Annotated in this window: 14 protein-coding genes, 1 tRNA gene and 1 pseudogene; 14 read left to right on the forward strand and 2 right to left on the reverse strand. The window is 43.2% G+C overall.

Translation table 11 applies throughout. The features are described 5' to 3' along the window. Positions 1–88 (reverse strand): annotated as a pseudogene (locus IM496_RS19835) (IS200/IS605 family transposase); the annotation flags it as partial. A 250-nt stretch (positions 89–338) separates the two neighbouring features. Then, positions 339–632, reverse strand: coding sequence for a (2Fe-2S) ferredoxin domain-containing protein (locus IM496_RS19840; RefSeq protein ID WP_069473794.1), 294 nt, complete (start codon positions 630–632; stop codon positions 339–341). A 186-nt stretch (positions 633–818) separates the two neighbouring features. On the opposite strand from IM496_RS19840, the gene IM496_RS19845 reads away from it, so the two are divergent. From IM496_RS19845 to IM496_RS19905, 14 genes are all read left to right on the forward strand, one after another. After that, the gene (locus tag IM496_RS19845) at positions 819–1520 is read left to right on the forward strand and encodes an NnrU family protein (RefSeq protein WP_081330782.1); all 702 of its coding nucleotides are present in this window, start codon (positions 819–821) and stop codon (positions 1518–1520) included. Between the two features lie 88 nt (positions 1521–1608). Then, positions 1609–1950: a thioredoxin family protein gene (locus IM496_RS19850; RefSeq protein ID WP_016514592.1), complete on the forward strand. Its 342-nt coding sequence runs from the start codon at positions 1609–1611 to the stop codon at positions 1948–1950. A gap of 122 nt (positions 1951–2072) precedes the next feature. After that, a complete protein-coding gene (locus IM496_RS19855; RefSeq protein ID WP_287663020.1) occupies positions 2073–2729 on the forward strand; it encodes a vWA domain-containing protein in 657 nt (218 codons plus the stop codon). A gap of 13 nt (positions 2730–2742) precedes the next feature. Next, on the forward strand, positions 2743–3510 hold the full coding sequence (locus tag IM496_RS19860) for a PP2C family serine/threonine-protein phosphatase (protein WP_287663021.1): 768 nt from the start codon (positions 2743–2745) through the stop codon (positions 3508–3510). Between the two features lie 62 nt (positions 3511–3572). Next, the gene (locus IM496_RS19865; protein WP_002770523.1) at positions 3573–3866 is read left to right on the forward strand and encodes a nucleotidyltransferase family protein; all 294 of its coding nucleotides are present in this window, start codon (positions 3573–3575) and stop codon (positions 3864–3866) included. Beyond that, a complete protein-coding gene (locus IM496_RS19870) occupies positions 3863–4198 on the forward strand; it encodes a HepT-like ribonuclease domain-containing protein (protein WP_002783557.1) in 336 nt (111 codons plus the stop codon). Before IM496_RS19865 ends, IM496_RS19870 begins: the two co-directional genes overlap by 4 nt. 134 nt (positions 4199–4332) lie before the next feature. Continuing rightward, positions 4333–4566 (forward strand): FitA-like ribbon-helix-helix domain-containing protein, encoded by a 234-nt coding sequence (locus IM496_RS19875; RefSeq protein ID WP_002783562.1) that lies wholly within the window; start codon positions 4333–4335, stop codon positions 4564–4566. 165 nt (positions 4567–4731) lie between these two features. Then, complete coding sequence (locus IM496_RS19880; RefSeq protein ID WP_287663022.1) at positions 4732–7335, forward strand: SUMF1/EgtB/PvdO family nonheme iron enzyme; 2604 nt, start codon at positions 4732–4734, stop codon at positions 7333–7335. A 386-nt stretch (positions 7336–7721) separates the two neighbouring features. Beyond that, positions 7722–8111, forward strand: coding sequence for a nucleotidyltransferase family protein (locus tag IM496_RS19885; protein WP_149977290.1), 390 nt, complete (start codon positions 7722–7724; stop codon positions 8109–8111). Continuing rightward, a complete protein-coding gene (locus IM496_RS19890; RefSeq protein WP_287663024.1) occupies positions 8098–8442 on the forward strand; it encodes a HepT-like ribonuclease domain-containing protein in 345 nt (114 codons plus the stop codon). Before IM496_RS19885 ends, IM496_RS19890 begins: the two co-directional genes overlap by 14 nt. Before the next feature lie 23 nt (positions 8443–8465). Then, positions 8466–8555 (forward strand): hypothetical protein, encoded by a 90-nt coding sequence (locus IM496_RS22780; RefSeq protein WP_502705654.1) that lies wholly within the window; start codon positions 8466–8468, stop codon positions 8553–8555. A gap of 16 nt (positions 8556–8571) precedes the next feature. Then, entirely contained in the window at positions 8572–8820 is a 249-nt protein-coding gene (locus tag IM496_RS19895) for a type II toxin-antitoxin system HicB family antitoxin (protein ID WP_287663025.1), read from the forward strand. Positions 8821–9111: 291 nt separating this feature from the next. Then, positions 9112–10839 carry a succinate dehydrogenase/fumarate reductase flavoprotein subunit gene (locus IM496_RS19900; RefSeq protein ID WP_149976363.1) on the forward strand — a complete coding sequence of 576 codons (1728 nt, stop codon included), beginning with the start codon at positions 9112–9114 and terminating at the stop codon, positions 10837–10839. Between the two features lie 83 nt (positions 10840–10922). Then, positions 10923–10996: transfer RNA gene (locus IM496_RS19905), tRNA-Met, on the forward strand. Positions 10997–11190: the final 194 nt, after the last annotated feature.

The following is an 11190-nucleotide window of genomic DNA, read 5'->3' on the forward strand; positions in this document are numbered from 1 at the left end:
CGAAAACGGCTTTACGATATTTGGCTGGGAACACTAAATGATATAGCAAAACACTTACATTATGGCTCTTATGGATGTATTCACTCATTTTTCTATTATACGCCGCGAGCGGCGGGGAATTAGACCCGAAGAGATTAAAAATGGATTTTAGGTTCGATCCCCCCTGCCCCCCTTGATAAGGGGGGTGTCTGATAATTTTTAACGCCTACCTACTTAAAACAAATGTATTATCCGAGAATTAAGTCTCTGGATTGAAATCACAGGTACTCACAGGGGTTAACCTAGGAGCAAAAGACTATTGCGAAGCATCACTTAAAAATTGATTACCGAGTTTACTGCTATTGAGCGTGAATGCGTGGATGGAGTAAACGCTCGACCGGTTGACCGTTTTTTAAATGTTCCTCGACAATCTGATTGACATCCTCTGGTTTAACACGACAGTACCAAGTTTCTTCGGGAATAATTCTCACCGTGGGGCTAGTGCTACACTGTCCTTGACAGCTACTGGTCATAACGATGACATCTTCTGGGAGAGCTGCCGTTTGCCATGCTAAAAGAAGCTCGGACGCACCCTGCACCAAACAGGAAGAATGCTGACAGACCATCACAAATCGCTTTTGGGGATAAGACATATTACCTAAAAAGTTGCAAAATTGGATAGTTCCCTGGTTATATTCTTGGGAGTCGCTTTGGGGAAGCATAGTTTTATTTTGCCCCGAATCCCCAATACTGGCAACACAAAAAAAAGGGGCTGAAAATTAACCATCAATCTTTAAAATAGAATTGGGAGAAAAATTTAGTCAATCAAGAGGGTAAAAGTGGCATTCGCTAGTCATTGGATCATGTTAGGTTTATTACTGGGTTTTGCTGTCGCCCATAGCGGATTAGCCAGTTTACGAATGCGGGGAGAAGCTATCATCGGTGCGCGACTGTATCGGGTATTATTTGCCCTTGTGAGTATTCCTCTAGCAGTAATTTTAGTAGTTTATTTCTTCAATCATCGTTATGATGGTTTGCTTCTCTGGCAAGTACAGGGAGTAACCGGAGTTAAAACCCTAGTTTGGATACTTTCGGCCATTTCTTTTTTCTTTCTCTATCCTGCCACCTTTAACCTGCTGGAGATTGCCGCTATCCAAAAACCCCAGGTTCATCTCTACGAAACCGGCATTCTGCGCGTTACCCGTCATCCCCAGATGGTAGGACAGGTGATCTGGTGTATTGCTCACACCCTCTGGTTAGGGACAAGCTTTACCCTATTAACTTCCCTAGGTTTAATTGCTCATCATCTTTTTGCCGTCTGGCATGGCGATCGCCGGTTAGAAGACCGTTACGGAGAGGCATTTTTAAAGATCAAAGAACGCACCTCAGTGGTCCCCTTTTTAGCGATTATCGATGGTCGGCAAAGCCTGAAATGGCAAGAATTCCTTCGTCCTGCCTATCTAGGAGTAACAGGGTTTATTTTACTCCTCTGGTGGGCGCATCCTTGGCTAATGCAAGCAACAAGTAAAATTTATTGGTGATTTTGCTCCCAACTCCTTTCCTGTTGATCCCGATTGGTGTAGAATGGCTTCTATATCAAAATAAAGTTTTCATAAAATACGTTTAGACATGATACTATCTGTCAACGAAAAGAGCTTCCCTAAGCTAGTTTTAGAGTCTTCTCGTCCGGTTCTCGTGTATTTTTGGGCGCCTTGGTGTGGTTTATGTCGTTTAATCCAACCCACCCTCTTTTCTTGGCAAAATGAGTGTCAAGATGCGATTCAATTAGTCGGTGTCAATGCCGATAATAATTTTAAATTAGCTAATAGTTTTCGTCTGCGTAGTCTGCCTACTTTAATTCTCTTCGATCGAGGTGTTCCGGTTCACCGTCTGGAGGAAATTCACAGTCGCGAGGAATTGCAACAAACCCTGCGACTAATAGTCAAAAATCAAATCCCGCGTTCAGCTTAAGGGAAAGATATCTTTTCTGATGGGACTGGCAGAGATAATATAATGGGACAAAAAGTAGATAATCCCAATTGCTACAACTCCCATAGTTCCCCCAGTTCAAAAAATTAGGAGGCTTGCAAAAAATGCCGATTGGTGTGGCTGAATTTGTCGAAAATCAGGAAAATCGCTGTCCTGTGGTACTACTACTAGATACCTCTGGTTCAATGCAAGGGGAACCGATTAAGGCTCTCAATGATGGCATCAAAACCTTTCAGGAGGACGTGATGCGGGATATGCAAGCGACGTTGAGCGTAGAAACCGCCATTGTCACCTTTGGTAAGGGAGGGGTTAAAACCGTGCAAGATTTTGTCGGGATTGACCAATTTACGCCACCTACTTTAAGCGCAGGAGACTTAACCCCCATGGGAGAAGCGATTGAATTGGCCTTAGATTTAGTCGAAGATCGTAAAGCGATTTATAGAAATAATGGTGTCCAATATTATCGCCCCTGGATATTTTTAATTACTGATGGTGCGCCTACGGATCAATGGAATCTGGCGGCGCAACGGGTAAAACAAGCCGAAGCAGAAAATCGGGTTTTATTTTTTTCTGTAGGTGTTCAGGGGGCCGATATGGAGAAGCTCAAACAGATTTCTAATAATCCCCCCGTGTTACTCAATGGTTTAGATTTTCGGGATTTATTTCAGTGGTTAAGTAACTCAATGAAACGAGTTTCTGGTGGTAAAATTGGAGAAGCGATCGATTTACCACCAGTGAATTGGGGACAAATCACCACCTAGAGGACAGTTAATTATGTGGAGAACATTATGTCAGTCGGTGGTCGGTAGTTTTCACGTCCAAACGGGATTACCCTGTCAAGATTACGGTGCTTATCAAGTATTGGGTCAGGATGTTTTGATTGGAGCCGTGGCCGATGGGGCCGGTAGTGCCAAACGTTCGGATTTGGGTGCGAAAATAACAGTTAAAGCAGCGCTGCAATTTTTAGAGGATAAGCTCAAAAAAACAGCATTAGCTGCCACTGGAACTGAAGCGGAATTAAAGGAAATATTCTGGCAACTGTTGGCTTATGTTCAGCAAATTCTCCAAGAAAAAGCCGAAAAAGAACAGTTAGACATTAATGATCTGGCGACAACTTTACTGGTTGTTTTGGTTACTTCAAAACGATTGGCGGCGATGCAGATAGGAGACGGTTTTATTGTCTTCAAACCTCCGGGAGGAAATTATCAGTTATTGTTTCAGCCTGACAAGGGGGAATACATCAATGAAACCACTTTTGTTATTTCTAGTAATGCTTTGGAGGAGATGCAAATAAAAATTTTAACCGAGCCAGTTGCCTTTATTTGTGTGGCGACGGATGGAGTGGAAAAGGTATCGATCGATTATAAAAATTGGCAGCCTTTTCCGCCTTTTTTTCAGCCATTAGAGGAATATTTACAACAGACAGAAACGCCATTGCAAGAAGACCTCAAAGAATTTTTAGAGCGGGAGGATTTAAATAAGTTAACAACCGATGATAAAACCTTACTCCTAGCTTTTTGTTCAGAAACCGGGTTTGTTTGACAAACCCGGTTTCTGGCTCTGGTTCAACCCAACCTATGATAAGACTATGGACTAAGTAAATCATGAAAATTGACGAATTACTCAAAAACAAACGAGAAAAAATTATTGCTATTGCGGCTAAACACGGCGCAAATAACGTGCGAATTTTTGGTTCTGTTGCACGGGGAGAAGCTGACGAAAAAAGCGATATTGATTTATTAATTGATTATTGTAGCGAACGTCGGAGTCCCTGGTTTCCCTTGCCGTTAATTCGAGAACTTGAAGCCTTGTTAGGCTGCAAAGTTGATATTGTTACCGAACAGGGACTTAAAGATAGAATCAGAGAGCGGGTACTAAAAGAAGCAATACCACTATGAGAGATGATAGCGAACGCTTGCGGGATATTTTAGAAGCAATTGAGCGTTTAGAAAAGTATGCTCGACAGGGAAAAACCCTGTTTGAACAACAAGAATTAATTCAAACTTGGATTGTCTATCATTTACAAATTATTGGTGAAGCAGCTAGAGCAACTTCTCAAGAATTTAAAGCAAGACATCCCGAAGTTCCTTGGCGAGATGCCAGCGATCTAAGAAACTTAACTATTCATGAATATTTTCGTATCAATCTAGAGATTATTTGGGATATTGTTGAAAATGACATTCCTCCTCTAAAAGGACAAATCGAAGCTATTTTACAGGAATTGATTTGACGAAACCCAACTCAATTATTAAAAAATGTTGGGTTTCACTATCGTTCAACCCAACCTAGGATAAGATCATTGACTATCATTGCTATCATTTAAATGGTTGAGAATACAATACCACTCTCAAACGGATGTCGTCTATGGCAGATTTAATCGTCCGCAATATCGATGAAGCCATCGTCAAAGCTCTCAAAAAGCGAGCCAGCCAACACGGGATCAGTGCCGAAGCCGAACACCGCCAAATCTTAGAAAAAGCCTTGCTGCAACCGCAACGAAAATCCCTAGCAGAGGTGCTACGCCAGATTCCCAACGTTGGCAACGATTCAGACTTTGATCGCGTTCAAGATGACACAGCCAAACCAGTATTTGATTGATACTAAGTAGGTAGGCGTTAAAAATTATCAGACACCCCCGTTATCAAAGGGGGATTAAAGGCAAAATCCATTTTTAATTTAATTATAACCAGCTACTTATATCTAACTTATTAGAAACGACTAGATAAATTTTTCTGAACAGCACAAATCCTCGGAGATTTTTCAATGTCTTTAACTTATCGCTGTCAACTACAGAATCGCCCGATTACCCTAACGCAACAACTAGCCGACAGTGGCGAAGCGAAAGTATGGCACACTAACTTTAATGGGTACTTAGCGAAAATCTACCACAATCCCCATAATGAACGAATTGATAAATTACAGTTAATGGTGAGAAATCGTCCCAGTGATCCTAACGTTCATCTTAACCATATTTCCTTCGCTTGGCCCTATTCTATCTTGGAAGATAACCAGGGAAAAGTCGTTGGTTTTTTAATGCCAGAAGTGGTGGGTTCAGAAACATTATTAAAGCTTTGTACGCCCATAATGAGAAGAAAATACAAGTTAGAAACTAATTGGTATTTTCTTCATGTAGTAGCGCGGAATATAGCCGCTATTATCCAAGCAATTCACCTTAAAGGTTATGTTTTGGGAGACATCAAGCTAGAAAATATCTTAGTAAATAATCGGGCGTTACCTACAATTATTGATACAGATTCATTTCAAGTATCAGATCCCTATAGCGGTAAAATATATCGGTGTTTAGTTGGCTCAGAAGGATTTACACCGGCGGAATTAATTGGAGTTAATATAGCGGATGTAGATCAAACAGAAGTGCATGATCGCTTTCGATTAGGAGTTGTTATTTATTATCTATTATTTAGCGGGCAGCCCTTTCAAGGAGTGTGGAAAGGAGCAGGAGATTCGCCAGAACCATCGGAACTAATTCGACGGGGACTCTGGCCTTTTTCTGCTGATAAATTGGTTGTACCTAGTGATAATACTATACCATTAAATATTTTACATCGCGACTTACACGCCTTATTTTTGCGCTGTTTCAATGAGGGACATAAATTCCCCCACAGACGACCGACGGCTGAGGAATGGCGCGGTACTTTGGAAGCTGCACTAAAAGAGGTTATACGCTGTGGCAAAGTTGATAATCATTACTACAGTCGGAGTTACGGAAAGTGTTATTGGTGTGAGCGATCTAGTGATTTAAATTTTGATATTTTTCCGGGTAAAAGTATCGCTAATGTGACATCTACACCTTCACCTAAAGTAGCGCCAACTCCACTGACAAACTTTACCGAAAAAATATCCAAGGGAATAACACTGGAGATGGTAGGCTTACCAGCAGGTCAATTTCTCATGGGATCTCCTGACAATGATTCTTCTGTTTACAATAATCAAAAGCCTCAACACCTAGTTAAAGTAAACAGTTTTGCGATTGGAAAATATCCAATTACTCAGGCGCAATATGAAGCAGTAATGGGAACAAATCCCTCTCGGTTTAAAAATAATCCGCAAAATCCGGTAGAAAGTGTTAGTTGGAATGACGCTCAAGCTTTTTGTCAAAAATTGAGTCAAATAACAGGGAAAACCTATCGCCTACCGACAGAAGCGGAATGGGAATATGCTTGTCGTGCGGGGACAACTACTCGCTATTATTTTGGTGATTATGCTAATCAGTTAGGAGATTATGCTTGGGATGAAGGAAATTCTCAAGATACAACTCATCCTGTTGGACAGAAAAAGCCCAATGCTTGGGGGCTATATGACATGAGTGGCAATGTTTGGGAGTGGTGCGAAGACAATTGGCATGATAGCTATAAAAATGCGCCAAGTGATGGCAGTGCTTGGCTAACAAATGATAATAATCATAAGCTACTGCGGGGCGGTTCCTGGTACTATCATCCAGATAACTGCCGTTCCGCTACCCGCTACTTCTTCTTCCGCAGCGTCCGCATCAGCTTCAGCGGTTTTCGGGTAGTGTGCGTGCCCAATGTGACATCTACACAGTTACCTATCGCTACTGTGACATCTACACCGTTACCTAAAGTATCGCCACCACCGCCCTCTTCGCCACCACCTCCCCCAGCAAAGCTAACTCCATTTACGGAAAAAATATCCAAGGGAATAACACTGGAAATGGTGTACTTACCAGCAGGTAAATTTCTCATGGGATCTCCTGACAGCGATCCCGATGCTTCGTATGAGGAAAACCCTCAACACCAAGTTCAAGTAAACAGTTTTGCGATTGGGAAATATCCAATTACTCAGGCGCAATATGAAGCAGTAATGGGAACCAATCCCTCTCGGTTTAAAAATAATCCGCAAAATCCGGTAGAAAGTGTTAGTTGGAATGACGCTCAAGCCTTTTGTCAGAAATTGAGTCAAATAACCGGGAAAACCTATCGCCTACCGACAGAAGCGGAATGGGAATATGCTTGTCGTGCGGGGACAACCACTCGCTTTTATTTCGGTGATGATGCTAATCAGTTAGGAGATTATGCTTGGTATAAAGGAAATTCTCAGCAGACAACTCATCCTGTGGGTCAGAAAAGGCCCAATGGTTGGGGACTCTATGACATGAGTGGCAATGTTTGGGAGTGGTGCGAGGACAATTGGCACAATAACTATATCGGAGCGCCAAAGGATGGCAGTGCTTGGCTGACAAATGATAATGATTATCAAATAGTGCGGGGCGGTTCTTGGTACGACCTTCCTTATAACTGCCGTTCTGCTTTCCGCAACTACTTCCTCCGCGTCAGCAGCCGCAACGACGACGGTTTTCGGGTGGTGTGCGGTGCTGGGAGGACTCTGTAACCCTTATTCTCTTTTTACCCTTTTTTACCCTTTTTTACTTTTTCTCTTTTTCTCTTTTTCCCGCCGCTAGGCGGGTCGATTTTTTTGAAAAAATTGAGGTAGTGTTAAATTTTGTTAAGGACAATGAAAAATGAAACAGTTATCGGTTGTTAAAAAGCCGTGGGTTGGGTTTCGTTCCTCAATCCAACCCAATGATTTAAAAATGTTGGGTTTCACTATCGTTTGGCCTAACCTACGATCAGACTACGGACGAAAAAGTGAGCGCCGATCTCCTAGGGTGTGTTAATGTTGGTGTAGCCTACCAGCCGACTTTACATGGCGGGTTACTGTAACCTTAACGATCTCAAGTGTTTTGTCAAGGATAATTTGGGGGATTTTGCTCACCAATGAAACAAGCTATTACAGCGAAGGTTGTTAAAATAACCACCAACAAGGCCGAAAAAATCTTGTTAAATTCTGGTTTTAAGAAAAAACAAGCTCAAGTTATCTTAAGCAAAGTTACTAATTTTTGTCAACATTGGAAAATTCTTGAAATGTCTTTATTTGGTTCAGTATTAAGGGAAGACTTTCGAGTTGATAGTGATATTGATGTTCTTTATAAGTTTGCTCCCAATCATGGCTGGGATTTGTTTGATATTGTTCAGATGAAAGAAGAATTAGAGGAGATATTCGGACGCAAAGTTGACTTGGTTAATCAAGAGGGACTGAAAAACCCCTATCGTCGTTACGAAATTTTAAAAACTCATCAGCTAATTTATCGTCATGAACAGTCGTGAGGCTGGCTATCTTTGGGATATGGTCGAAGCTATTACTAATATCCAAGAATTTATTCAAGATGTTTCTTTGGAAGAATATTCCAAGAGTCTTTTGTTACAAAGTGCTGTGGAAAGACAATTAGAAATTTTAGGAGAAGCAGCCCGTATAATTCCTGAGACTTTTCAACAAAAACACACCAAAATTGATTGGAGGGGAATTATTGGACTCAGAAATATTATTAGCCATCAGTACGATCAGGTTCAACCAGAAATTGTCTGGAATATTATTACAGTAAGACTTTCTCCTTTGCTAGAACAATTGCAGTCTCTATTGCCACCATTGCCCCAATGATAATAATTTAAAAAATTAAGTTAATGGCAGATTATGACTGCTATCCTCTCTGGAGAATCGATCAAATAGGTGAGATAGATTTCTCGGAATTACCCTTTAGCAGTGAACAGTAAACAATTATCACTTAGAATGAATTGTAAAGGTTACGAAGCAGTAGTTTCTTTTGATGACGAGGCGGGTATCTTTTACGATGAGGTGGCCAACGTCCGAGATGTTATCACTTTTCAGGGAGAGAGTGTAGCGGAATTGCAGCAAGCTTTTGCTGATTCAGTGGAAGATTACCTAGCTTTTTGTGCCGAGCGCGGGGAAAAGCCAGAAAAACCTTTTTCTGATAGTTTTCTGTCACAGCCACACCCGAAATTACACCAACAAATTTAGCAATAAGTAGGCTGGTTTGAGGAACGAAACCCAACGCCCGATTATGTTACGCTACCGCTAACCCATCCTACAAATAATTGTGGCTCCCTACATATCAGGAGAGGCACTGACTTAAAAATAGAGGCTGAAATAACGCCAATTCGTCAATCAGAATATTTTCATGCTTGGCGGTGCCAACTTTGGCATCGGGACCGCCGACCGCCTCCTGAAATATAAAGTCTCGGTTACAAAACTGACCTCTGAGCAATTCTCACCCCACCATAGAAACAGAAGCCCGTAGGAAAATCAGCCATGAAAGAACACGATGTCGTTATAGTGGGCGGTGGGTTAGCAGGATGCCGCGCCGCCTTAGAAATCAAACGCCTCAACCCGACTATCGATGTTGCTGTCGTTGCCAAAACCCACCCAATTCGTTCCCACTCCGTCGCTGCCCAGGGAGGTATCGCCGCCGCCCTGCAAAACGTTGACCCCAAAGATAATCCCAAGGCCCACGCCTACGATACCGTCAAAGGTTCCGATTTTCTGGCTGACCAGGATGCGGTGGATATCCTCACCCAAGAAGCCCCCGAAGTTATCATCGAATTGGAACATCTAGGCGTGTTATTCTCCCGTCTCGAAGATGGACGCATTGCCCAAAGAGCCTTTGGCGGTCACAGCCATAACCGTGCCTGTTACGCCGCCGATAAAACCGGTCACGCCATGCTGCACGAATTAGTCAGCAATTTAGGCCGTAATCAGGTAAAAATCTACGATGAATGGTATGTTTTGCGCCTTATCCTCGAAGAAGGTACGGCTAAAGGGGTAGTAATGTACCAAATCGCCACCGGACAGTTAGAAATCCTTCGGGCAAAAGCAATTATGTTCGGGACCGGGGGCTATGGTCGCGTTTATAACACCACCTCCAACGATTTCGCCTGTACGGGGGACGGTTTAGCTTTATCGGCAAAAGCGGGTATTCCCCTAGAAGACATGGAATTTGTCCAATTTCACCCCACTGGACTCTATCCCGTCGGTGTTTTAATCTCGGAAGCAGTCCGGGGTGAAGGGGCTTATTTAATCAATAGCGAAGGTCGTCGTTTTATGGAAGACTACGCCCCCTCGCGCATGGAATTAGCCCCCCGGGACATCACTTCCCGGGCCATTACCCTAGAAATTCGCGCCGGCCGGGGGGTAAATCTGGACGGTAGCGCCGGGGGTCCCTTTGTCTATCTGGATTTACGCCATTTAGGCCGGGAAAAAATTATGAGTCGCATTCCCTTTTGTTGGGAGGAGGCCCACCGTCTCGTCGGTGTCGATGCGGTAGAGGAACCGATGCCTGTACGTCCTACGGTTCACTATTGTATGGGCGGCATTCCCGTTAATACCGATGGTCGCGTTCGCTTAAGTGCCGATACCCTCAGCGAAGGCTTTTTCTCCGCCGGGGAATGTTCCTGTGTCTCCGTCCACGGGGCCAATCGTTTGGGCAGTAATTCCCTGTTAGAATGTGTGGTCTATGGCAGAAGAACCGGCAAATCGATCGCTAAATACGTCGAAAAACGCGCTTTTCCCGTCTTTAATCCCGATATTTACCTTCAGGATGCCAAAGAGGAAATCACCGCTTTATTGACCAAAAAAGGCACGATTCGCATCGGTCAACTACGTCAGCAATTCCAAGACTGTATGACCCAACATTGCGGCGTTTTTCGCACCGAAGCGACCATGCGCGAGGGAATTAAACAAATCGGCGAATTAAAGCGCAAATACGAGCAGATTTACCTCGATGATAGGGGTGATTGCTGGAATACGGAACTAATCGAGGCCTGGGAATTACAAAGTCTCATGGTGGTGGGGGAAATTATCCTCACCTCTGCCCTCAATCGTCAAGAAAGCCGAGGGGCCCACTCCCGCGAGGATTTTCCCCAACGGGATGACCAAAATTTCCTTCAGCATACCCTCGCCTATTATTCCCCCTCGGGCATCGATATCGACTATATGCCCGTGGTGATTCAGGATTTCACCCCCGTGGAACGTAAGTATTAACCTCTGGTCGGACGGTAAATGTAAAGGAATATTACAAACTCCTTGGCATTTACCGAGATTTAGTTCTATACTAGATAAAGCAACGCGGGATAGAGCAGTCTGGTAGCTCGTCGGGCTCATAACCCGAAGGTCAGTGGTTCAAATCCGCTTCCCGCCATTACTAATAAAGCCAGTAGTTAGGGCTTGCTGAATAAATCTAAAAACCTTGTTTGATAAGGCTTTTAGACTTTTTTGACCTCAAAAAGTGCCGACCATTGGAGGGATCGGGGGTAAAATTCAGGTACTTTTTCCCTGAAAATTAGGTAACTGACTACCTCAAAATCGGTAAAACCCTACACCCCACACCCCACA

It is taken from the genome of Microcystis sp. M049S2, assembly GCF_020245625.1.
GTDB classification, from domain to species: domain Bacteria; phylum Cyanobacteriota; class Cyanobacteriia; order Cyanobacteriales; family Microcystaceae; genus Microcystis; species Microcystis ichthyoblabe_A.

Excerpts from the sequence above, each read along its gene's own strand:
- IM496_RS19840 (WP_069473794.1), bottom strand. The coding sequence starts at position 632 with ATGTCTTATCCCCAAAAGCGATTTGTGATGGTCTGTCAGCATTCTTCC.
- IM496_RS19850 (WP_016514592.1), top strand. The coding sequence starts at position 1,609 with ATGATACTATCTGTCAACGAAAAGAGCTTCCCTAAGCTAGTTTTAGAG.
- IM496_RS19855 (WP_287663020.1), top strand. The coding sequence starts at position 2,073 with ATGCCGATTGGTGTGGCTGAATTTGTCGAAAATCAGGAAAATCGCTGT.
- IM496_RS19860 (WP_287663021.1), top strand. The coding sequence starts at position 2,743 with ATGTGGAGAACATTATGTCAGTCGGTGGTCGGTAGTTTTCACGTCCAA.
- IM496_RS19865 (WP_002770523.1), top strand. The coding sequence starts at position 3,573 with ATGAAAATTGACGAATTACTCAAAAACAAACGAGAAAAAATTATTGCT.
- IM496_RS19870 (WP_002783557.1), top strand. The coding sequence starts at position 3,863 with ATGAGAGATGATAGCGAACGCTTGCGGGATATTTTAGAAGCAATTGAG.
- IM496_RS19875 (WP_002783562.1), top strand. The coding sequence starts at position 4,333 with ATGGCAGATTTAATCGTCCGCAATATCGATGAAGCCATCGTCAAAGCT.
- IM496_RS19880 (WP_287663022.1), top strand. The coding sequence starts at position 4,732 with ATGTCTTTAACTTATCGCTGTCAACTACAGAATCGCCCGATTACCCTA.
- IM496_RS19885 (WP_149977290.1), top strand. The coding sequence starts at position 7,722 with ATGAAACAAGCTATTACAGCGAAGGTTGTTAAAATAACCACCAACAAG.
- IM496_RS19890 (WP_287663024.1), top strand. The coding sequence starts at position 8,098 with ATGAACAGTCGTGAGGCTGGCTATCTTTGGGATATGGTCGAAGCTATT.
- IM496_RS22780 (WP_502705654.1), top strand. The coding sequence starts at position 8,466 with ATGGCAGATTATGACTGCTATCCTCTCTGGAGAATCGATCAAATAGGT.
- IM496_RS19895 (WP_287663025.1), top strand. The coding sequence starts at position 8,572 with ATGAATTGTAAAGGTTACGAAGCAGTAGTTTCTTTTGATGACGAGGCG.
- IM496_RS19900 (WP_149976363.1), top strand. The coding sequence starts at position 9,112 with ATGAAAGAACACGATGTCGTTATAGTGGGCGGTGGGTTAGCAGGATGC.